Source organism: Methylobacterium sp. Leaf361 (genome assembly GCF_001424445.1).
Taxonomy (GTDB): Bacteria; Pseudomonadota; Alphaproteobacteria; order Rhizobiales; family Beijerinckiaceae; genus Methylobacterium.
Genome location: NZ_LMPY01000045.1, coordinates 447,166 through 469,688, shown reverse-complemented (window position 1 = coordinate 469,688; position 22,523 = coordinate 447,166). Strand labels below are relative to the sequence as shown.

At 70.7% G+C, this 22,523-nt stretch carries 18 protein-coding genes; 13 read left to right on the top strand and 5 right to left on the bottom strand.

The annotated features are described in order from the left end of the window. Window positions 1-309 precede the first annotated feature (309 nt). The 3 genes from ASG32_RS25930 (at window position 310) to ASG32_RS25920 (ending at window position 1,737) form a co-directional block, all read left to right on the top strand. Complete coding sequence (locus ASG32_RS25930) at window positions 310-918, top strand: hypothetical protein (RefSeq protein WP_056531996.1); 609 nt, start codon at window positions 310-312, stop codon at window positions 916-918. 34 nt (window positions 919-952) lie between these two features. After that, window positions 953-1,363: a DUF2147 domain-containing protein gene (locus ASG32_RS25925; protein ID WP_056531994.1), complete on the top strand. Its 411-nt coding sequence runs from the start codon at window positions 953-955 to the stop codon at window positions 1,361-1,363. Window positions 1,364-1,467: 104 nt separating this feature from the next. Further along, window positions 1,468-1,737, top strand: coding sequence for a hypothetical protein (locus ASG32_RS25920; RefSeq protein ID WP_012322495.1), 270 nt, complete (start codon window positions 1,468-1,470; stop codon window positions 1,735-1,737). A gap of 170 nt (window positions 1,738-1,907) precedes the next feature. Here the strand turns inward: ASG32_RS25920 and alaS are convergent, their stop codons facing one another. Then, window positions 1,908-4,586, bottom strand: a complete 2,679-nt coding sequence (gene alaS / locus ASG32_RS25915; protein WP_056531992.1) for an alanine--tRNA ligase — start codon at window positions 4,584-4,586, stop codon at window positions 1,908-1,910. A 229-nt stretch (window positions 4,587-4,815) separates the two neighbouring features. Between alaS and ASG32_RS25910 the strand changes: the two genes are divergently transcribed. The 5 genes from ASG32_RS25910 to ASG32_RS25890 all read left to right on the top strand — a co-directional run bounded on the left by ASG32_RS25910 (window position 4,816) and on the right by ASG32_RS25890 (window position 9,390). Then, window positions 4,816-5,982 (top strand): transglycosylase SLT domain-containing protein, encoded by a 1,167-nt coding sequence (locus ASG32_RS25910; RefSeq protein WP_056531990.1) that lies wholly within the window; start codon window positions 4,816-4,818, stop codon window positions 5,980-5,982. A 120-nt stretch (window positions 5,983-6,102) separates the two neighbouring features. After that, complete coding sequence (locus ASG32_RS25905) at window positions 6,103-6,699, top strand: NepR family anti-sigma factor (RefSeq protein WP_082558049.1); 597 nt, start codon at window positions 6,103-6,105, stop codon at window positions 6,697-6,699. Between the two features lie 72 nt (window positions 6,700-6,771). After that, window positions 6,772-7,701 carry a transglutaminase family protein gene (locus ASG32_RS25900; RefSeq protein WP_042672246.1) on the top strand — a complete coding sequence of 310 codons (930 nt, stop codon included), beginning with the start codon at window positions 6,772-6,774 and terminating at the stop codon, window positions 7,699-7,701. A gap of 75 nt (window positions 7,702-7,776) precedes the next feature. Then, window positions 7,777-8,595 (top strand): transglutaminase family protein, encoded by an 819-nt coding sequence (locus ASG32_RS25895; protein WP_042672245.1) that lies wholly within the window; start codon window positions 7,777-7,779, stop codon window positions 8,593-8,595. 147 nt (window positions 8,596-8,742) lie between these two features. Next, window positions 8,743-9,390 (top strand): L,D-transpeptidase, encoded by a 648-nt coding sequence (locus ASG32_RS25890; protein ID WP_020092879.1) that lies wholly within the window; start codon window positions 8,743-8,745, stop codon window positions 9,388-9,390. A 113-nt stretch (window positions 9,391-9,503) separates the two neighbouring features. On the opposite strand, the gene ASG32_RS25885 is transcribed toward ASG32_RS25890, so the two are convergent. Together ASG32_RS25885 and ASG32_RS25880 are read right to left on the bottom strand one after the other, a co-directional pair. Next, window positions 9,504-9,839 carry a hypothetical protein gene (locus ASG32_RS25885; protein ID WP_056531988.1) on the bottom strand — a complete coding sequence of 112 codons (336 nt, stop codon included), beginning with the start codon at window positions 9,837-9,839 and terminating at the stop codon, window positions 9,504-9,506. A 129-nt stretch (window positions 9,840-9,968) separates the two neighbouring features. Further along, complete coding sequence (locus tag ASG32_RS25880) at window positions 9,969-10,457, bottom strand: phasin (RefSeq protein ID WP_012322487.1); 489 nt, start codon at window positions 10,455-10,457, stop codon at window positions 9,969-9,971. 259 nt (window positions 10,458-10,716) lie between these two features. Between ASG32_RS25880 and ASG32_RS25875 the strand changes: the two genes are divergently transcribed. From ASG32_RS25875 to ASG32_RS25855, 5 genes are all read left to right on the top strand, one after another. After that, a complete protein-coding gene (locus ASG32_RS25875) occupies window positions 10,717-13,311 on the top strand; it encodes a PAS domain-containing protein (RefSeq protein WP_244492193.1) in 2,595 nt (864 codons plus the stop codon). A 266-nt stretch (window positions 13,312-13,577) separates the two neighbouring features. Then, on the top strand, window positions 13,578-15,524 hold the full coding sequence (acs, locus tag ASG32_RS25870; RefSeq protein WP_056531983.1) for an acetate--CoA ligase: 1,947 nt from the start codon (window positions 13,578-13,580) through the stop codon (window positions 15,522-15,524). A gap of 135 nt (window positions 15,525-15,659) precedes the next feature. After that, window positions 15,660-16,031, top strand: coding sequence for a DUF485 domain-containing protein (locus tag ASG32_RS25865; RefSeq protein WP_082558048.1), 372 nt, complete (start codon window positions 15,660-15,662; stop codon window positions 16,029-16,031). After that, entirely contained in the window at window positions 16,028-17,710 is a 1,683-nt protein-coding gene (locus ASG32_RS25860; RefSeq protein ID WP_056531981.1) for a cation acetate symporter, read from the top strand. The genes ASG32_RS25865 and ASG32_RS25860 overlap by 4 nt, the downstream gene beginning before the upstream one ends. 294 nt (window positions 17,711-18,004) lie before the next feature. Then, the gene (locus ASG32_RS25855; protein WP_020092885.1) at window positions 18,005-19,639 is read left to right on the top strand and encodes an MFS transporter; all 1,635 of its coding nucleotides are present in this window, start codon (window positions 18,005-18,007) and stop codon (window positions 19,637-19,639) included. Window positions 19,640-20,239: 600 nt separating this feature from the next. Here the strand turns inward: ASG32_RS25855 and ASG32_RS25850 are convergent. Together ASG32_RS25850 and purH are read right to left on the bottom strand one after the other, a co-directional pair. Beyond that, window positions 20,240-20,494, bottom strand: a complete 255-nt coding sequence (locus ASG32_RS25850; protein ID WP_244492192.1) for a hypothetical protein — start codon at window positions 20,492-20,494, stop codon at window positions 20,240-20,242. A 382-nt stretch (window positions 20,495-20,876) separates the two neighbouring features. Then, entirely contained in the window at window positions 20,877-22,475 is a 1,599-nt protein-coding gene (gene purH, locus ASG32_RS25845) for a bifunctional phosphoribosylaminoimidazolecarboxamide formyltransferase/IMP cyclohydrolase (protein ID WP_056531978.1), read from the bottom strand. Between the last annotated feature and the right edge of the window lie 48 nt (window positions 22,476-22,523).

The following is a 22,523-nucleotide window of genomic DNA, read 5'->3' as shown; positions in this document are numbered from 1 at the left end:
GGCGCCGGGCCGGTCCGCCCGGCGGCTCGACGGATCGCCGCGTCTTGTATAGATCTCGGCCCGCGTCGCCGGCTCGGCCGGGAAGCCGTCCGGTCGGAGCGTTCTGCCGGGCCTCGATGCGGCGGCACGTGGCGAAGATCTGGTGGTTCAGCTGGGAGGATATGATCCGAGATGCTGTGGCACACCGGAAAGTCTTTCCGCCATGCCGTCCGCATTTTGCCATTACTGGCACGGGATCGATCGGCGCGCGGGGCCCCGCGGCCCGCAACAGCCGCACAGGCGTTCCGGGTACCGCCCCTGGTCCTCGCCGTGCTGCTGGGATCGGGCGCGGTGACCGGGGCGCCGAGCTGGGCGCGCGACGCCGCCGAGGCGCCGAAGCCGGCCGATACGCCGTCCGCCGCCGACGGGCCGCAGGCGCTCATCGCCTCGCTGCGGAGCCGTATCCTCGCGGCGCACAGCGCGACCTTCGCCCTCGAGAGCTGGTGTGCCGACTACAAGCTCGCCGGGGACCCGCACCTCGTGGCGGAGCGCGTGGCCGTCGCCGACAAGCCCCTGACGGCCGCGCAGCGCGCCCGTCTCGCGATCGGCCCGGACGAGCCGGTGCGCTACCGCCGCGTCCGTCTCGCCTGCGGGGACCGCGTCCTGTCCGAGGCGGATAACTGGTACGTGCCGGCCCGGCTCACGCCGGAGATGAACGCGACGCTGGACACCACCCGCACGCCCTTCGGCCGGGTCGTGCGTCCCCTCGCCCCGGTGCGCAGCACCGTCGAGGTGCGCGCGCCGGTCCGGAGCGCCGCGCCCGGACCGGACGATCCGCTCTTCGAGATCGACGCCGTGCTGTCGACCGGGGCCGGGCAGCCGTTCTGCGAGGTCGTCGAGACGTATCTGGGCGGTGCGCTGCCGCAGGCATCGCGGTAGAACCCGGCCGCGTTCTCGGTTGGGAGGAACAGGTATGGGTTCGAGGTTTCGTCGCGCGGTTCTGGCCCTGCTCGCGACGGGCGCGGCGTGCGCGCCGGCCCTGGCGGCCGATCCGGCCGGCGTATGGCTGACGGAAACCGGCAGTTCGAAGGTCCGCATCGCGCCATGCGGCAGCGGCTTCTGCGGCACGATCATCAGCGCACCCGGGAAGGGGCTCGACGCGAAGAACCCGGATCCGGCCCTGCGTGGCCGCAGCGTCGTTGGCGTCCAGATCCTCGACGCGCGACAGCCCGAAGGCGGCGGCTTCTCAGGGTCGCTCTACAACCCGAACGACGGCAAGACTTATTCCGGTTCGCTGAAGCTCACGGGACCCGACTCGCTCGAGGTCTCCGGCTGCGTCATGAGCGTGTTCTGCAAGCGGCAGACCTGGACGCGCGTGAAGTGATCGCGCGCGGCAGGCGCCGGGGCGGGACGGTGCCGCGTCGCAACAACGCGGGATCGATCGCGCGCGACTGAGGTTGCCTGGGCCTGGAACCAGCAAGGATTCTCATGACCCGGACATGTCTCGCCGCCCTTCTCGCCCTCGCCACCGTCGCGCCGGCCAGCGCCCAGGTCGAGGCCCGGCCCGTCGCGCCCGCTCCCGGCGCGCCGGGCGTGGTGAGCCAGCAGATCGACGCCACCGGGAACGAAGCCGCCGTGAGCTACTCGCCCACCGGCCGGCCGGCCGACACGATCTCCAACAACTCGGCGGCGGCGGGCAACGCCAACCAGCCGTCGCGGGTCGCGCCGCAGGGCGGTGGCGGCGGCGGCAGCCGGTGATCTCGCCTGATCCCCGGTGACCCGAGCGGCGCAGGACCCGCGAGGGGGGCCGCGATGTTCGCCCGGGGCCGGAACGGACGCGAGAGCCTGTCGGGGCGACCGCGCCGGTCTCGCGGAGGACGATCGGGCCGCGTCGGCGACGGTGCGGCCCTTCCGCGGCGCGTCGCGGCTCAGGCGGCCTCGGTGAGGGCCTGCGCGACGGCGTCGAGGGCGGCCTCGGCCCCGGCCCCGTTCGGGCCGCCGGCCTGCGCCATGTCGCGGCGGCCGCCGCCGCCCTTCCCGCCGAGCGCCCCGGCCCCGGCCCGGACCAGCCCGACCGCGTCGTAGCGCTCGGTCAGGTCGTCGGTGACGCCGACCACCAGCCCGGCCTTGCCGTCCGGTCCGATGCCGACCACCGCCACGATGCCGGAGCCCAGGCGCTTCTTCTCCTCGTCGACGATCGGTTTGAGGTCGCGCATGTCGAGCCCCTCGATGACGGAGCGGCGGAAGGCCACCCCGCCGATCTCGGTCTGCTGCGCGCCCGAGCCCGGGCCGCCCTCGCCGCCCATGGCGAGCTTGCGACGGGTCTCGGCCAGCTCGCGCTCCAGGCGGCGCCGGTCCTCCATCAGCGCGGTCAGGCGGTCGGGCGCCTCCGAGACCGGCGCCTTGAGGATGCCGGCGAGCGCCGCCAGCGTCCGGGCCTCCTCGGCCCGGTGACGGCGCGCCGCGTCGGCGGTCAGCGCCTCGATCCGGCGCACGCCCGCGCCCACCGCGCTCTCGGCCACGATGGTGATCGCCCCGATATCGCCGGTGCGCGCGGCGTGAGTGCCGCCGCAGAGCTCCACGGAGAAGTTCTTGGCGCGCGGTTGCGCGGCGTCGCCGTCGACCGGCAGCCCCATCGAGACCACCCGCACCTCGTCGCCGTACTTCTCGCCGAACAGCGCGCGGGCGCCCGACGCGATCGCGTCGTCCACGGCCATCAGCTTCGTGACGACGGGCGCGTTCTGCAGCAGCACCGCGTTGGCGATGTCCTCGACGCGGCCGAGCTCGTCGGCCTCGATCGGCTTCGGGTGGCTGATGTCGAAGCGCAGCCGGTCGGGGCTGACCAGCGAGCCCTTCTGGGCGACGTGGTCGCCCAGCACCTGCCGCAGGGCCTCGTGGAGCAGGTGGGTGGCCGAGTGGTTGGCCCGGATCGCCCTGCGGCGGGCGTTGTCGACCTTCAACTCGACCGGCTGGTCGAGGCTCACCGTCCCCTCCTCCACGGTGACGTGATGGACGAACACGTCGCCGAGCTTCTTCTGGGTGTCGGTCACCCGCGCCCGCACGCCCGGCGCCAGGATCAGGCCGGTATCGCCGACCTGGCCGCCCGACTCCCCGTAGAACGGCGTCTGATTGACGAGGACGAGGCCAGTCTGACCAGCCTCGAGGGCCTTCACCTCGGCGCCGTCGCGCAGGAGCGCGGTCACGATGCCCTCGGCGGTCTCGGTCTCGTAGCCCAGGAACTCGGTGGCGCCGACGCGCTCGCGCAGTCCGAACCACACCGTCTCGGTCGCCGCCTCGCCCGAGCCCTTCCAGGCCTCGCGGGCCGCCTGCTTCTGGCGCTGCATCGCGGCCGCGAAGGCGTCGGTGTCCACGCCGATGCCGCGGGCCTTGAGCGCGTCCTGCGTCAGGTCGAGGGGGAAGCCGTAGGTGTCGTAGAGGGTGAAGGCGGTCTCGCCGGAGAGCTTGTCGCCCTCCCGCAGGTCGCGGCTCTCGGCGTCGAGGATCGACAAGCCCCGCTCGAGGGTGCGGCGGAAGCGGGTCTCCTCCAGCTTCAGGGTCTCGGCGATCAGGCTCTCGGCCCGCATCAGCTCCGGGTAGGCCTGGCCCATCTCGCGCACGAGGGTCGGCACGAGGCGGAACATGGTGGGCTCGCGGGCCCCCAGGATCTCGGCGTGGCGCATGGCGCGGCGCATGATCCGGCGCAGCACGTAGCCGCGGCCCTCGTTGCCCGGCAGCACGCCGTCGGCCACCAGGAAGGAGGCCGCCCGCAGGTGGTCGGCGATCACCCGGTAGGACGCCATCGTGGCCGCCTCCGGCGCCCGCGAGACCGCGTGGGCCACTGCGTCGATCAGGGCGCGGAACAGGTCGGTGTCGTAGTTCGAGTGGACGCCCTGGAGGATCGCCGCCATGCGCTCCAGGCCCATGCCGGTGTCGATCGACGGCCGCGGCAGCGGGTTCCGGACGCCCGGCTCCAGCTGCTCGTACTGCATGAACACGAGGTTCCAGAACTCGAGGAAGCGGTCGCCATCCTCGTCCGGCGAGCCGGGCGGGCCGCCCTGCAGCGCCGGGCCCTGGTCGATGAAGATCTCCGAGCAGGGGCCGCAGGGGCCGGTATCGCCCATCTGCCAGAAATTGTCGGAGGTCCCGATCCGGATGATCTTGTCGTCGGAGAAGCCGGCGATCTTCTTCCACAGGCCTGCGGCCTCGTCGTCGTCGGCGTAGACGGTGACGAGGAGCTTGTCGGGCTTGAGGCCGAACTCCTTGGTGATCAGCGTCCAGGCCAGCTCGATCGCGCGGTCCTTGAAGTAGTCGCCGAACGAGAAGTTGCCGAGCATCTCGAAGAACGTGTGGTGGCGCGCGGTGTACCCGACATTGTCGAGGTCGTTGTGCTTGCCGCCGGCCCGCACGCATTTCTGCGCCGTCGTCGCCCGGTCGTAGGCGCGCTTCTCCATCCCGGTGAAGACGTTCTTGAACTGCACCATGCCGGCGTTCGTGAACATCAGCGTCGGGTCGTTCTTCGGCACGAGGCTCGACGACGGCACGACCTCGTGGCCCGCCTTGGCGAAGTAGTCGAGGAAGGTCGACCGGATCTCGTTGACGCCGCTCATCGGGGCTGACTCTGGCAGTACAGACGGGAAAGGGCGGCCGCGCGTCATCCGCCCGGCGCCCGCATGGCGCCCTCTTAAGGAGGGATGTCGCGCGAGTCACGGGCGGCCTGCCCCGAAATCTCCACGGGACGCCGCAACTCGGCCACAAGCGCGGCCGTGTTGTCGCCACATCTGTCAAGCGATGGTGAGTCCGTAGCGCCACAGCGGCGTGTGGAGAGTCGGGATAACGATGCAGGGCCGCACGGTCGGATCGCCGAGGACCATCACCGGCAAGCAGGGCCATTTCGGCTCGGGCCGCGCCGACGTGATCGCCGCACAGCCCATGCTGGGCCGTGCCCATGGCAGCCGCCCCGCGCTGTTCCGCTCGCTGCTCACCGTCTCGATGATCGCCGGCGGCCTCAGCGCCGCGCTGATCGGGTCGGGCGTGGACCTCGCCAAGGTCGGCCTGTCGCCGGCCGTGTCGGTCGCGGAGGCCGCCACCGAGCTCCCGATGCCGCGCCCGCGCATCCACACCGTCGCCCTCAGCACCCCGCTGGAGCAGACGCCGCTGCGCGCCGCCGCGAGCTTCGCCCCTGTGCACGACCTCGACACCGAGCTCGGCTCCAACACGGTCGACCGCGTGTCGTACGACTTCCTGCTCTCCGAGAGCGCCGTCGGCGACCCGAACGACATCCTCGAGTTCGGCCCGATGAAGATCCGGCGCCACCTCGTGCAGACGATCGTCCGGGCGGCCCAGGCCGTCCAGACCGATCCGGTGCTGCTGATGGCGGTAGCCGACAAGGAATCGAGCTTCGTCACGGCGGTCCAGGCCAAGACCTCCTCGGCGACGGGCCTCTACCAGTTCATCGAGCGGACCTGGCTCGGCGTGGTTCGCGACTTCGGCGCCAAGTACGGGCTGGAGAAGGACGCCGCGCTGATCACCTCCGACGCCAACGACCGGCCGGTGATCACCGATCCGGCGGAGCGCGCCCGGGTGCTGGAACTGCGCCGCGACCCGTACCTCTCGGCGCTGATGGCCGGCGAGATGCTGAAGCGGGACGCGGCCCGCATCGCCCTGCGCATCGGCCGCGAGCTGACCCTCGGCGAGGTCTACCTCGCCCACTTCCTCGGACCGGACGACGCCGAGGAGTTCCTCGCCAACGTCGTGAACAAGCCGGCCGCCGCCGCGGCGGCCCTGCTCCCGGGGCCGGCCCGGGCCAACCGCTCGATCTTCTTCGCCGCCGGGCGCTTCGTCGGGCGCGGCCGCCACCGCAAGCCCCTGAGCCTGTCGGTCGCGCAGGTGCACGAGAAGTTCGAGGCGATGATGAGCACCCGCGGGACGCGCTACCAGAACGTCCGCCAAGTCTCTGGAATCATGGCGTATGCCGACGCCGACGCCGGGCTCGCCACGCAGTAACGGCTCTGTGACGCCGGGCGGGATTCCGAACGCCCGGCGCAACCAGCGGCGGATTGCCGACTTTCCTCCTTCGAGCGCCGCATCCTCGGGCGGCGCGGAAGTCGACTTCGGGGGGAGTCCTTGAAAAAGCACCAGACGAGCGCACCCCTGCCGCTCACCGATACGCTGTCACCGGGTATTCCGCTCGATCAGATCGGTCAGAAACTGGCGTCGTTCTACGATGATCTGGTCACCGAGGGTGTGCCCGAACACCTCGCGGCCCTGGTCCGCCGCGTGCGGCAGAACGAGGGCGACGAGGCCGCCCCGGGCGCGCCGAGCGTCGTGGCGGCCGAAGCCGGTCCGCCGCGTCTCGCGCTCGTCGTGGAGGACGATCCCGAGATCCGCGCGCTCGCCGAGACCCTCTTGGAGGAAACCGAACTCGACGTGGTCGGGTGCGACAGCGCCGAGGCCGCCCTGTCGGTCCTCCAGGCGCGCGGTGGCGACGTCGCCCTCGTCTTCGCCGACGTCCGGCTGGCCGGCGAGATGGACGGCCTCCAGCTCGCCCGCGCGGTGGCGACCCTGTGGCCCCGGGCCCGCCTGGTGATCACCTCGGGCCACGGCATTCCCCGCCCCGAGCTGCCGGCCGAGGCCGTCTTCATCGCCAAGCCGTGGCGCCCCCTCGACGTGCTGGTCGAGGCCGAGCGCGCCGCCGCCGACCCGGCCCCGCCGGTGGTCTGAGGCGTTCCGCGCGGCCGGGCCCGGCCCTTGCATCGCCGGTGACCGCGTCGGCGCGAGCCCGGAGCCTGCGACTTGCCGATCCTCTCCGTCCGCCACCGCACGGTCTACCGGTACCGGCGTCCGGTCGCCTTCGGCGAGCACCGGATCATGTTCCGGCCGCGCGACAGCTACGATCAGCGGCTGATCGCGGCGACCCTCGACATTGCCCCGGAGCCGGCCGCCCTGCGCTGGCTGTTCGACGTGTTCGGCAACTGCGTGGCGGTCGCGACCTTCGACACCCGCGCCGAGACCCTGACCTTCGACTGCGGCATCACCCTCGACCACACCCCGGAGCACGCGCCGGTCTTCCCCCTGGCGCCGCACGCGACCCACTACCCGTTCGGCTACGGCGCCGAGGACATGCCGGACCTCGCCCGCTCCATCGAGCGGCAATGGCCGGACCCGCGGCACGAGGTCGATGCCTGGGCGCGGAGCTTCCTGCCGCCGCAGGGCCGTATCCCGACGCAGGAGCTGCTGGCCGCGATGACGCGCAGCGTGCGGGCGAACTTCACCTATCTCGCCCGCTCCGAGAAGGGCGTGCAGGACCCGCTCACGACCCTGCGCACGAAGCTCGGCTCGTGCCGGGACTTCGCGGTGCTGATGATGGAGGGCGTCCGGGCGCTCGGCATGGCCGCCCGCTTCGTCTCCGGATACCTCTACAACCCGCGCAACGACCGGGCGCGCCACGTCGGCGGCGGCTCCACCCACGCCTGGCTGCAGGTCTACCTGCCGGGCGCCGGCTGGGTCGAGTTCGACCCGACCAACGGCATCGTGGGCAACCGCGACCTGATCCGCGTGGCGGTGACCCGCGATCCGGCCCAGGCCGTGCCGCTGCACGGCTCATTCTTCGGCCTCGCCAGCGACGATCTCGGCATGCGCGTCGACGTCGACGTGGTGGAACTGCCTGCCGACGGGCCGGCGGCCCGAACCGTGCAGGGGCCGGAGACGTCCCTGGCGCGTTGAGTTCGCGCGCACCCGGACCCGGAACGAGCGTGCGTGGCGACTCCGCGCGGACGGCGACAGAGCAAGGTGGCCCCGATGAAGATCAGGACCGGTTTCGATATCGCTTTCACGCTGTCGCAGCCGACACCGATGATCCTGATGCTGAGCGTCCATCCCTCGCGGATCGACGACGTGCTGACCCCGCACGCGATCGGGTTCGATCCGCCGCTCGAGGCGCGGACATACCGGGACGGCTTCGACAACATCTGCCACCGCATCGTCGCGCCGCCCGGTCAGCTGACCATCGCGGCCGACTTCACGGTCGAGGATTCGGGCGAGCCCGATCCGGTCGTGCCGGACGCCCGGCAGATCCCGGTCCAGGACCTGCCCGACGACGTCCTGATCTTCCTCCTGGGCTCGCGCTACTGCGACACCGACAAGCTCTCGCAGACCGCGTGGTCCCTGTTCGGCGGCACGCCGGAGGGCTGGGCCCGCGTCCAGGCGATCGTCGACTACACGCACGAGCGGATCCGCTTCGACTATCAGCGCGCCGACGCGACCCGGAGCGCGCACGACGCCTTCATGCAGCGCGAGGGCGTGTGCCGGGACTTCGCGCACCTGGCGATCACCCTGTGCCGGTGCATGAACATCCCGGCGCGCTACGCCACCGGATACCTCGGCGATATCGGCGTGCCGAAGGACCCGGCGCCGATGGACTTCTCCGCGTGGTTCGAGGTCTTCCTGGAAGGGCCCGAGGGGCCGCGCTGGTACACGTTCGACGCCCGCCACAACCGGCCCCGCATCGGCCGCATCGTCATGGCCCGCGGCCGCGACGCCACCGACTGCGCCATCTCGACCAACTTCGGCTACGCCCACCTCGCGCGCTTCGACGTCCACACGGATGAGGCCCCCTGAGCCGCGCACGCGTTCGTGATATCGCGCACCGCACGGCCAAGCCGGCCTGCGTATTCCGCCGGACAGCAAATTCCGGGCGGAAGTATGGAACTGCCAGCCTATGCTCACGCTTGTAATGGCAAAGGTTATTGCACAGGTAGGCCACTCATGAAGACCACGGTCACCGCACTCGCCGCGCTCCTCGGCGTGTCTGTTCTTGCCGCCACGCCCGTCCTCGCCGCTTCGTCGTACGATCCCTTCGGCACGGATAGTGCCGACGAGTACTACTCCGATCAGGGACAGTACGGTTACCAGGGCTCTTACGCCCCGGGCTACGGCCAGGGCGTGCAGGCCGCGCCGCAGGCGCAGGTCCAGCCGATCCCCCGCGAGATCGTCGCGTTCAACGCGCCCTACGCGCCCGGCACGATCGTGGTCTCCACCGCCGAGCGGCGCCTGTACTACGTGCTCGGCAACGGCGAGGCGATCCGCTACGGCGTCGGCGTCGGCCGTCCGGGCTTCAGCTGGAGCGGCACCAACAAGATCACCGCCAAGCGCGAGTGGCCGTCGTGGACGCCCCCGAAGGCCATGATCGCCCGTCGTCCCGACCTGCCGCGCTACATGGCGGGCGGCATCGAGAACCCCCTCGGCGCCCGGGCCATGTATATCGGCAGCACCGAGTACCGCATCCACGGCTCCAACGAGCCGGACACGATCGGTCAGGCGGTCTCGTCGGGCTGCATCCGGATGACCAACGACGACGTCACCGACCTGTACGAGCGCGTGAAGGTCGGCGCCAAGGTCGTCGTCCTGAACTGAGCGCGCGGCGCGGGATCACCCGCGCCCCTAGCCCGCCTGTGCCGCACGGGCCGCGTCATCCCACCCGGGGGCGCGGCCCGTCGCGTGTGCGGTCGCCTGCGCGGGGCTGTGCCTCAGGGAACGACGCGGCCGACGGCCGTCTGCGGCGGGCTGAACGAGGCGATCGGCATGTCGCAGAAGCAGCGCACGCCGAGGGGCCGCGGCCCCGGCAGCGGGCAGGAGTACGGCTTCGGGCCGGTGATTCCCTGCTGGACGGCGTCGCAATTGTAGCCGACCGGGGTGCGCTGAGCCCGGCGCGGGACCGGCCGGTAACCGCCGTCGTAGCCCGGATCGTCGTAGTACTGGGCGAACGCCGCGCTACTCGGAGCGACGGCGGCGAGCGCCAGAGCGGCGACCGCCAGACGGAGAGGTCCACGCAGGCCGGATCGGCCGGAAACAGTGACGCGCATCCCTGAACCCTTCACTCGGCGCGGACCCAACGCGTCCGCCCGGCGGCTCTCGGCGGCAATACCGGCGAAAACGAGACGGCCCGCCCCCGGATCGGGAGCGGGCCGCGGCCCCGTTCGTCGGTGCGAGCGTCAGTGCGACGCGCGCTCGGCGGCGTCCTGGGCGTTCTGGGCCGTCTGCTTCGCGGCGTCCTGGCCCTGCTCCATGGCCTTGCGGGCCTCGTCGGCACCCTGCTGCATCGCCGACTTGGCGCGCTCGGCGCCCTGCTGCATCGCGCTCTGCGCGAGGCCGCTGAACTCCTTCGCCTGGGCCTGGATGGCGGCGAACTGGCTGCGGACGAACTCGGCCTGGTGCTGCATCGCCTCCTGCATGTCCCGGGAGCGGACGAGCTTCTGGGCGAGGTCGAAGGCCGCGTTCACGTTCTGCTCGGCATACTCGAAGCCGCGCGAGGACGCGTCCAGCGCGTTGGAGCGCGCCAGCTCGGCCGAGCCCTGCACGGTGTCGGCGGTGCGGCGAGCCGCGCCGATGAAGCTGTCGAACGCCTTCCGGGCCTGCTCGACGCTCTTCTCGGCGAAGTCGCGCATCTCGGCCGGAACTTCGTAGTTCGGGGGGTTGCTCATACGTCGTCTCCTCTCTTCATTGGCCTGTGGATGGCGCTTTGTGCGGTGCACAATAACTGATTCGCCGCCATATGCCACCCGCGCTCACGGCGTTAAGGTTGACATAACGTAAACGTGTGACGGTTGCGCCGAGAGTCCAGCGCCGCGGCGCGGGGGAGTTTACAATAGGGCTACGGTCGCGCGCGTTTCTCGGGCAAAGCGGGACCGTTGAGCGTCAGGATCGCGTTAGGGTTCGAGGTCGCGGGCTTTGGAGACGACAGTGACACCGACGGCCGCTGCAGCCCCGCCCGGGCTGGGGACTGCCTTCGCGACCTGGGAGCGCCTGCCCGCGCTGGCGGCCGCGCTGGGCGCGCGCGACGCCGTGCATCTCGTGATCGATCCGTCGGAGGCCCGGATCCTGTCCGCGTCCGAAGCGGCGGCCGGTCTCGCCGCGGTTCTGGACGGCCCGGCCCTCGCCGACCTGACCCGGCAGATCGCGACCGCGGTGGCGGGCGACGCCGTGCCTCGCCTCGCGCGCCTGCGCCTCGATGTCCGCCGGATCGCGCCGCCGGTCCTGTGCTGGCTGGCGCGCGGCGCGCAGGCCGACGGCCGGCCCGCGATCCTCGTCGTCCCAACCGCGCCAGTGGCGTCTGGCCGCGCGCGTCCGATCCGCCCGGTCGATCCACCGGTCGACGCGCCCGCCGGGCATCCCGTGGCGGCGCGGGCGCTTCCCCAGGAGCCGCAATCGCCTCCGGCGACGCCGCTCCGGCGCGACGACCGCTTCCTCTGGCGCCTGGATGCCGCGGGTGTCCTGACGACCCTCACAGGCCCTGAGGCGCTCGCCGGGCTGGTCGGGCAGCGCTGGCAGGATCTGGCCGAGAGCGGGCGCCTCTCGGGCGCCGACGCCGTGCTGGCGGCCCTGCGCGACCGGCGCACCTTCCGCGGGGAACCGGCGGTCCTCGATGCCGGCACCGGGGCGTTCCGGGTCGACCTGTCCGGAGCCCCGCTCGGGCGGGGCGACGCGGCCTTCTCGGGCTTCGGCGGCTTCGGCCTGATCCGCGGCGCCCCGGCCGGCAGCCCGAGACCGGTCGCGACGCCGGAGCCGACCCCGGAGCCCATGCCCGAGCGCGTTCCCGAGCGCGTTCCCGAGCCCGTGCCCTCCGCGACGCCGGAGCCGGCAACGTCCGAGGTTGCCAAGCCCGCTGCTGGCCCGGCCGGGACCGGCGACGCCGCGATCCCTGTCGCGATTCCTGTCGCGGTCGACGCGGATCCCGTCGCCGCGCCGCTGTCGAACGACGAGCACGCCGCGTTCCGCGAGATCGCCCGCGCGCTGGGCGCCCGCTACGCCGGTGACGAGGCCGGATCGGGGTCGCCCCGGACCGCGGGTGGGGCGGTCATGCCGTTCCCGGCGCCGCAGGCCGGCCCGACGGAGACCGGCGCGACCGCCGCGGATCCCGATGTCGAGACCGGGACGGCGGAGGCCGAGCCGGTCGCCGACGCGCCGTCGTCCCCGGAATCCGATCTCCTCGGCGGATTGCCGGTGCCGGTGCTGGTCCATCGCGACGGAGCGATCGTCGCGGCGAACCGCGCCTTCCTCGATCTGACCGGCCATCTCGACCTGCCGAGCCTCGCGCGCCTCGGTCTCCCGGGATTGCTCCCCGGCCTCCCCACGGCGGAGACGGTCGACCCGTCCGCGCGCCGGACGACCGTCGCGACGGCCGACGGCGGCGCCCGTCCCGTCGAAATCCGGGCCGGCGCCCTCCCCTGGTCGGGCGCGACCGCGACGTGCCTGGTCGTGCGCCCGGTCGAGGATGCCGACGTCGCCGACGCCCTCACGGCCGAGCGCCTCGCCCGCGTCGCTGAGACCGAGCGGACGGCCAGCGCCGTGGCGACTCTGGACGCGCTGGAGACGGGCGTCGTCACGGTCGACGGGGCCGGGCGCATCGTCGCGCTGAACCGCGCGGCGGCCGGCCTGTTCGGCTGCGATCCGCGCGAGATCGTCGGCAGCAGCTTCGTCACGCTCTTCGACCGGGAGAGCGTCCTGACGGTCGCCGATGCCCTGAGAGGCACCGCCCCGGGGCGGCGGATCGTGCGCATCGATGGCGCTCCGATGTCGTTGACCGTGGCGGCGACGGCGAGCCGGCGCGTGGCCCAGATCGCCCGAGCCGAGGACGAGGCTCTCGCGCGGAGCGCGGAGGGCGGCCCGGAGCCCGCGCCGGGTCGCGCCGATGCCCTCGACCGGCTCGGCTGCGCCGTCCGCGAGCCCGTGTCCGGGATCGTCGACCTGGCCGGCGCGATGCTGAAGGAACCGTTCGGCCCCCTCGGGGACGCGCGCTACCGGGGCTGCCTCGCCGAGATCAAGGCCTCGGGCGAGGCGATGCTGGAGCGCGTCGGGAAGCTCCTGGACCTCGCCGCCGTCGAGGCCGGCGCGCTCCACCTGGAGCCGCGCGCCCTCGACCTCAACGACGTCGTGGCGAGCTGTGTCGCCCAGCTCCAGGGGGAGGCGGCGCGGGGGCGCATCGTGATGCGGACGAGCTTCTCGACCGATATCGGCGACCTGGAGGCCGACGAGCGCTCGGTCAGCCGCGCGGCCAGCTTGGTGATCGAGAACGCGATCCGACGCTCCACGGCCGGCAGCCAGATCATCGTGTCCACCGGGTCCGCCGAGCGGGCGGGGATCGCCGTGCGGGTGCGCGAGACCGGCGCCGGCCACGCGCCGCGGGCGGCAGCGCCGCAGGGCGATGTCGAGGACGGGCTGGCGCTGCCGCGGGCGCTCGTGGAGGCCAATGGCGGGCGCCTGCAGCTCTCCGCCCGACCGGAAGACGGCACGCTCGTGGAGATCATCATGCCCGCGCGGCGGGCGGCCAACGGCTAGGGGTGAGCGCCCCCCATCTCCGCGGGGCGGAAACAGAGGGCCGCCGGTGACAGCGGGCTCGGGCGCGCGCGCTTGACAGCGCAGCATCGAAGCCCCAATCAGCCCTTACATTGCGCCCAATCTATTCACGGGAATTGAGCTGCGCAGGAGCGCGCCAAACTGCGATGATATCGTCATCGTAGATTGGCGGCTACGTTACTTTGGAAGTCCTGGCTGCGCGGCGGAGACCGCGATACGATCGGGCGCCAAAACAGGGATGGGACGCCATGGTAGGCAAGGTGATCGAGGTTCAATCCGCGTGGCGCGAGGGTGCGCACGTGGACGATGCCAAGTACCGGGAGATGTACGCGGCTTCGGTCGCCGATCCCAACGCGTTCTGGGCCGAGCACGGCAAGCGCATCGACTGGATGAAGCCGTTCTCGACGGTGAAGAACACCAGCTTCGAGCCCGGCAAGGTCTCGATCAAGTGGTTCGAGGACGGCAAGACCAACGTCGCCCTTAACTGTATCGATCGCCATCTCGAGACCCGCGGAGACCAGACCGCGATCATCTGGGAAGGCGACAACCCCGACGAATCCAAGCACATCACCTACCGCGAGCTGCACGCGCAGGTCTGCCGGATGGCCAACGTCCTGCGCAACCGCGGCGTCGGCAAGGGCGACCGCGTCACGCTCTACATGCCGATGGTCCCGGAAGCCGCCTACGCGATGCTCGCCTGCGCGCGGCTCGGGGCGATCCACGCCATCGTGTTCGGCGGCTTCTCGCCGGATTCCCTCGCCTCGCGCATCCAGGGCTGCGGCTCCAAAGTGGTGATCACCGCCGACGAGGGCCTGCGCGGCGGCCGCAAGGTGCCGCTGAAGGCCAATGTCGACGAGGCGATCAAGCGTCTCGGGACCGACCTCGTCGACCACGTGATCGTCGTGCGCCGCACCGGCGGCAGCGTCGCCATGGAGGCGGGCCGGGACGTCTACTACGACGAGGCCGCCGAGCAGGTGACGGACGAGTGCCCCGCCGTGGCGGTGGAGGCCGAGCACCCGCTCTTCATCCTCTACACCTCCGGCTCGACCGGGCAGCCGAAGGGCGTGGTGCACACCACCGGCGGTTACCTCGTCTACGCGTCGATGACGCACGAGTACGTCTTCGATTACCGCGAAGGCGACGTGTACTGGTGCACCGCCGATGTCGGCTGGGTCACGGGCCACAGCTACATCGTGTACGGGCCGCTCGCGAACGGCGCCACGACGCTGATGTTCGAGGGCATCCCGACATACCCGTCGACCTCCCGGTTCTGGGAAGTGGTCGACAAGCACAAGGTCAACATCTTCTACACGGCCCCGACCGCGATCCGCTCGCTGATGGGCGGCGGCGAGGGGCCGGTGAAGAAGACCTCGCGGCAATCGCTCCGCGTGCTGGGCTCCGTGGGCGAGCCGATCAACCCGGAAGCCTGGGAGTGGTACTACAACGTCGTCGGCGACCAGCGCTGCTCGATCGTCGACACGTGGTGGCAGACCGAGACCGGCGGCATCCTGATCACCCCGCTGCCGGGTGCCACCGCCCTGAAGCCGGGCTCGGCGACCCGGCCGTTCTTCGGCGTGAAGCCCGAGATGGTCGACGCCGAGGGCAAGGTCCTGGAGGGCGCCTGCGAGGGCAATCTCTGCATCGCCGATTCCTGGCCGGGCCAGATGCGCACGGTCTACGGCGACCACGAGCGCTTCGAGCAGACCTACTTCTCGACCTACCCAGGCAAGTACTTCACCGGCGACGGCGCCCGCCGCGATGCGGACGGCTACTACTGGATCACTGGCCGGGTCGACGACGTCATCAACGTCTCGGGCCACCGGATGGGCACCGCCGAGGTCGAGTCGTCCCTGGTCGCCCACCCGAAGGTGGCCGAGGCCGCGGTGGTGGGCTACCCGCACAACGTGAAGGGCCAGGGCATCTACGCCTACGTGACCCTGAACGACGGCGAGGAGGGCGACGACGCCCTGCGCAAGGAACTCGTGACCTGGGTCCGCAAGGATATCGGGCCGATCGCCTCGCCCGACCTGATCCAGTTCGCGCCCGGCCTGCCCAAGACTCGCTCGGGCAAGATCATGCGCCGGATCCTGCGCAAGATCGCCGAGGACGATTTCAGCTCGCTCGGCGACACCTCGACGCTCGCCGAGCCGGCCGTCGTCGACGACCTGATCGAGAACCGGCAGAACCGGGGCTGATCGCACCCGCGCCGCCCCGGCGGCGCGGGTTCGGACCGGGGCGGGTGCCGGGGCGGCGCCCGCTCCCAACAAGAACCACGAGTCTCAACGCGAAGAACCGGGGGGCCAGAGCAGGCCCTCGCGGGAGGAACACCCATGAGCGGCACGACACTGAACAGCCGAGGGCGCGCGGCGCCCCCGGGACCACGCCCACGCGAGACCGCCGCCGATCCGCAGGTCGAGCGGATCGCCCGGACACCCGAGTTCCAGCAGCTCGTTCACGAGCGCACCCGCTTCGCCTGGATCCTGACGATCCTGATGCTGGTCGTCTATTTCGGCTTCATCGGCCTGATCGCCTTCGACAAGTCGCTCCTCGCCGTGAAGGTCGGCGGCACCGCCTCCCTCGGCCTGTTCGCGGGCGTGTTCGTGATCCTGTTCGCCTTCGCGCTCACCGGCGTCTACGTGGCCCGGGCCAACACGCGCTTCGACGCGCTGAGCGACGCCCTGAAGCGGAGCGTGGCCCGATGAACCGCCTCCTCCTCGGCCTGACGCTCACCACGATCGTCGCGAGCGCCGCCTACGCGGCCGGCCCGGATCTCGGTGCCGTCGCGCAATCGGCCACGAACTGGCCGGCCATCCTGATGTTCCTGTTCTTCGTGCTGCTGACGCTCGGCATCACCTACAAGGCCGCCAAGGGCACCAAGTCGGCCGCCGACTTCTACGCGGCGGGCGGCGGCATCTCGGCCGGGACGAACTCGCTCGCGATCGCCGGCGACTACATGTCGGCGGCCTCGTTCCTCGGCATCTCCGGCCTCGTCTACACCTCGGGCTTCGACGGGCTGATCTACTCGACGGGCTTCCTGGTCGGCTGGCCGATCGTGCTGTTCCTGATCGCCGAGCGCCTGCGCAACCTCGGCAAGTTCACCTTCGCCGACGTGGCGAGCTTCCGCCTCGACCAGACCGCCATCCGCATCATCTCAGCGGTGGGCACCCTGGTGGTGGTGGCCTTCTATCTGATCGCCCAGATGGTCGGCGCGGGGAAGCTGATCCAGCTCCTGTTCGGCCTGCCCTACCTCTACGCGGTGATCATCGTCGGCGTCCTGATGATCGTCTACGTCGCCTTCGGCGGCATGAAGGCGACCACCTGGGTGCAGGTGATCAAGGCCTGCCTGCTGCTCGGTGGCGCGACCTTCATGGCCGGCGCGGTTCTGTACAAGTACGGCTTCAACCCGGAATCGCTGTTCGCCAACGCCGTTCAGGTCCACCCGAAGGGCGACGCGATCATGGCGCCGGGCGGTCTGGTGTCGAACCCGGTCGAGGCGATCTCGCTCGGCGTCGGCCTGATGTTCGGCACTGCCGGGCTGCCGCACATCCTCATGCGGTTCTTCACGGTCTCGGACGCCCAGGCCGCCCGCAAGTCGGTGTTCTACGCCACCGGCCTGATCGGCTACTTCTACATTCTGACCTTCATCATCGGCTTCGGCGGCATCGCGCTGCTGATGTCGGACCCGGTCTACTTCAAGCTCGGGCCGGCCGGCGCCTTCGACAAGCTGAAGGACATGATCGGCGGCACCAACATGGTGGCGGTGAACCTCGCCAACGCGGTAGGCGGGCCGTACTTCCTCGGCTTCATCTCCGCGGTGGCCTTCGCGACGATCCTCGCGGTCGTCGCCGGGCTCACGCTCGCCGGGGCCTCGGCGATCAGCCACGACCTCTACGCCCAGGTGATCGCCCGCGGGCGCACCACCGAGAAGCACGAGGTCAACCTGTCGAAGATCTCGGCCGTGGTGATCGGGATCGTGGCGATCTACCTCGGCTACGTGTTCGAGAACCAGAACGTCGCCTTCATGGTCGGCCTCGCCTTCGCGGTGGCGGCGAGCTGCAACTTCCCGGTGCTGGCCATGTCGATCCTGTGGCGCGGCACCACCACCTGGGGCGCGCTCGCCGGCGGCCTCGTCGGCCTGCTCGCGGCGGTCATCATGGTGGTTCTGTCGAAGGCCGTATGGGTGACCACGCTGGGCAATCCCGCCCCGCTCTTCCCCTACGACAACCCGGCGCTGTTCTCGATGCCGCTGGCCTTCGCGACGATCTGGATCGTCTCCCTCATGGACAAGTCCCGCCGGGCCCAGCGCGAGCGGGCCGCCTTCGAGGCGCAGTACGTGCGCTCCGAGACGGGCATCGGGGCGGCCGGCGCGCACGCGCACTGACGGCCTTCCGAAGCGTCGAACGGGCGGAGGGCGCGGCGCGAGCCGCGCCCTTCGTCGTTCCGGTGACAACTGCGTACGCGCCCATGTTGATGAAGGTCTTCACAATCGCTTTACCGGTTGACCGCCCCGATCGGTGCGATAACGCATAGGTGATCTGCGCCGTGCGCAGAACCGCCCGGGAATCGGGCCGGTGAGCGGGCGATCCGTGTCGCGGGCCGCCCAAATGCGTCTGGGAGGACCTGTTTCATGGCTGTGGCAACCGCGAGTGCGCGGACAGGGGACGCCGCGAGGCCGATGACGTCGGCCGAGAAGCGGGTGATCTTCGCGTCCTCGCTCGGCACCGTGTTCGAGTGGTACGATTTCTATCTCTACGGCTCGCTGGCGGCGATCATCGGCGCGCAATTCTTCTCGGCCTACCCGCCGGCCACGCGCGACATCTTCGCCCTGCTGGCCTTCGCGGCCGGCTTCATCGTCCGCCCGTTCGGCGCCCTCGTGTTCGGCCGCGTCGGCGACCTCGTCGGCCGCAAGTACACCTTCCTCGTCACGATCCTGATCATGGGTCTGTCGACCTTCATCGTCGGCATCCTGCCCAACGCGGCGACCATCGGCATCGCGGCCCCGATCATCCTGATCGTCCTGCGCCTCGCCCAGGGCCTCGCGCTCGGCGGCGAGTACGGCGGCGCGGCGACCTACGTGGCCGAGCACGCCCCCAACGGCCGGCGCGGCTTCTACACGAGCTGGATCCAGACGACCGCGACCCTGGGCCTGTTCCTGTCGCTGATGGTGATCCTGGCGACGCGGACCATCACCGGCGAGGCCGCCTTCGCCGAATGGGGCTGGCGCATCCCGTTCCTGGTCTCGGTGCTGCTGCTCGGCATCTCGGTCTGGATCCGCCTCCAGCTCTCCGAATCGCCGGCCTTCCAGAAGATGAAGGAGGAGGGCAAGACCTCCAAGGCGCCGCTCACCGAGGCGTTCGGCCAGTGGCGGAACGCGAAATTCGCGATCATCGCCCTGTTCGGGCTCGTCGCCGGCCAGGGCGTGGTCTGGTACACGGGCCAGTTCTACGCGCTGTTCTTCCTGCAATCGATCCTGAAGGTCGACGGCTACACGGCCAACCTTCTGATCGCGTGGTCGCTGCTCTTCGGCACCGGCTTCTTCGTGGTCTTCGGCTGGCTGTCCGACAAGATCGGCCGCAAGGTCATCATCCTGGCGGGCTGCGCGATCGCGGCGGCGACGTTCTTCCCGATCTTCAAGGGGATCACCTCGACGGCCAACCCGAAGCTCGAGGCGGCGATCGAGAACGTGAAGGTGACGGTGACGGCCGATCCGGCCGCCTGCGGAACCCTGTTCAACCCGGTCGGGACCCGGGTGTTCACCCAGCCCTGCGACCTCGCCCGCGACTTCCTGTCGAAGTCGTCGGTCCGCTACTCGACCGCCCCCGGCGCGGCCGGCCAGCCCACCACGATCCGGGTCAACGACACCGAAATCCCGTACCCGCAGGGCGGCAACGTCGAGGCCAACAAGGCCACGACCGCCGCGCTGCAGGCCGCGGGCTACCCGAAGGCCGGCGACCCCGAGATCGTCAAGATGTCGAACCCGTTCGACATCTTCCGGCCGCAGGTCGCGCAGGTGATCGGCCTGCTGTTCATCCTCGTGCTCTTCGTCACGATGGTCTACGGCCCGATCGCCGCCATGCTGGTGGAGCTGTTCCCGACCCGGATCCGCTACACCTCGATGTCGCTGCCCTACCATATCGGCAACGGCTGGTTCGGCGGCCTCCTGCCGGCGACCGCCTTCGCCATGGTGGCCCAGACCGGCGACATCTATTTCGGCCTCTGGTACCCGATCGTCATCGCGGTCGCGACAGTGATCATCGGCGTGTTCTTCGTGCCGGAGACCAAGGATCGCGACATCTTCGCCGACACCTGATCGGCGCGAGCCGGCCGGACCGAGGTCCGGCGCGTGTCAAAGACGCCCAGGCAGCTCACGCTGCCTGGGCGTTCTCGTTCGTACGGCACGACGCGGCCGTCCCCCTTGTGTCGAGCCTGCAACGCGGCGGCGAAATAGCGACCCGTGCGGTTCCTCACGGATTGCGTTTCGTCTGATCCTATACGGATGTGTCAAGTATCGAGGCCCGGCGGAAACAGGCCTCCACCGACCGGATCCGGAGCGTCAATTGTCCTGGTTCAAACTTTTGATGTTGCGAGAGGCGACTTATTGCAACTGCAAGTAATCTGACCGGCGACCCTGAGCGCATCGAAGGCGCGCCCGTCACCCGAGCCTGGACAAGATTTAACCTGCCGACAATCGGCCCGGTGGAACCCGATGCGGTACGAGTCCGTATCGGCTTTCCCTCCGCACCGGGCCCCTGGGATATCGAACGTGAACACCGTCCTGACACTTCTGCGCAGTCAGCCCGGCACGAAGCCACCGCTTCTCCTTGTGATTACCTGGTCCCTCGTCGCTGCTGGGCTCTGGATCCTGATCAACGGGTACGCCGGACGGCTGGTCTGGTGGTGGTGATGCGCCTCACTGCCCCCGATCGCTCTCGGGGTACCCGGTGAGATAGGCGCCGAGGAGATACCCCGCCTGATGCGCGGTGAGATATCCCAACACGATCAGGACGCGCAGCAGGTCGATCCCGTAGACCGACACGAAGATCGTCGTGGTGGTGAACAGGATCACCGACGAGGTCAGGGCGAGGATGATCACCGAGTAGGATCGGCCGAGAAGCCATCCCACGAGAAACAACAGCGCTGCGACCACCATCTCGTCACTCGACACGGAGCTGTTCCAGGAAGTTCTCCACGCGAGCTTCCGGCGCATTTCCCCGCGATGATGGCGTGCGGCCGAGAAAATTTCAACCCGCGGCGCAGACACCGCGCCTATTCGGCAAGTTTGGAATATTACACCCGTAATGTTGCACCAAAGATAGTTTTCCCGGACGCCGACCATTCATTGCCGAGCTTGGTCGAGCACCGCGTCTGTTCACGGCAATGCTGGGCGGAAGCGCCCGCTCAGCAAACAATCGACCCGGCCGATCCGATCGCGGCGTATCGTTAACGCGGCGCGGCGGCGCGACCGCGGGTGTTCCGGGGCGTCCGGACCGGTGCGGCCGCCCCCGAGGTGGCGCGCCGTCCCGGAGGGCGGGAGACGGCCCGCCGGCTCAGTGCCGGAAGTGGCGGTGCCCCGTCAGGACCATGGCGAGGCCGGCCTCGTCGGCCGCCGCGACCACGTCCGCGTCGCGCATCGAGCCGCCGGGCTGGATCACCGCGGTGGCGCCCGCCTCGGCGGCCGCCATGAGGCCGTCCGCGAACGGGAAGAACGCGTCCGACGCCACCACCGAGCCGACAGCGAGGCTCTCGGCCAGCCCGAGACGCTTCGCCCCCTCGGCGGCCTTCCAGGCGGCGATGCGCGAGGAATCGACCCGGGACATCTGGCCCGCGCCGATGCCGACCGTGGCGCCGGCCTTCGCGTACACGATGGCGTTCGACTTCACGTGCTTGGCCACCCGGTAGGCGAACCGGAGATCGGCCAGCTCGGCCTCGGTCGGCGCGCGCTTGGTCACGACCGTGAGCGGCATGTCGTCGACGACCGCCGCGTCCCGGCTCTGGACCAGCAGCCCGCCCGCGAGGGTCCGCACGGTCTCCCCGCCGGCCCGCGGGTCGGGCACGCCGCCGGCCAGCAGCAGGCGCAGGTTCTTCTTGCCGGCCACGATGGCCGCCGCCTCGGGCGTGGCGTCGGGGGCGATGATCACCTCCGTGAAGATCTCGACGATCCGGCGGGCCGCCTCGGCGTCGAGGGTCCGGTTCAGGGCGACGATGCCGCCGAACGCGGAGGTCGGGTCGCAGCTCAGGGCCCGCTCGTAGGCCTCGAGCAGGCTCGCCCCCTCGGCGACGCCGCAGGGGTTGGCGTGCTTGATGATGGCCACGGCGGCGGTCCGGGCCGGGTCGAACTCGGCCACGCACTCGTAGGCGGCATCCGTGTCGTTGAAGTTGTTGTAGGACAGCTCCTTGCCCTGGAGCTGGCGGGCGGTGGCCACGCCCGCCCGGACCTTACCGGGGGCGCGGTAGAAGGCGGCCGACTGGTGGGGGTTCTCGCCGTAGCGCAGTTCCTGGCCCAGGGAACCGCCGAAGGCCCGGAAGCGGGCCGGCGCCTCGGCGCCGAAACGGCCCGCCATCCAGTTGGCGATGGCGGCATCGTAGGACGCGGTGCGGGCGAAGGCCTTCTGCGCCAAGCTCCGGCGCAGATCCGCGCCGAGTGCGCCGTCCTGCGTCTCGAGGGCGGCGAGGACGCCGGCATAGTCCGACACGTCGGTGACGACGGCGACGTCCGCGTGGTTCTTGGCCGCCGCGCGGATCATGGCCGGGCCGCCGATATCGATGTTCTCGATGCAGTCGGCGTCGGACCGGTCGGCCGCGATGGTCGCCTCGAACGGGTAGAGGTTGACCACGAGGAGATCGATCGCGCCGATGCCGTGGGCGGCGAGCGCGGCCTGGTGCTCCGGGTTGTCGCGGATGGCGAGCAGGCCGCCGTGGACCGCCGGGTGCAGCGTCTTGACCCGGCCGTCCATCATCTCCGGGAACCCCGTCAGGTCAGCGACCTCGGTGACCGGCAGGCCGGCCTCCTGCAGGGTCCGGTGGGTGCCCCCGGTCGAGACCAGCGCGATGCCGCGGGCGTGGAGCGCCCGGGCGAAGTCGACGAGGCTGGTCTTGTCAGAGACCGAGAGGAGCGCGCGGGAGACCCGCACCTGATCGTGCGCCATAGCTTCGTGCCGAAAGTTCGAGATTTTCCGGCGCGGTAGCATGGAAAC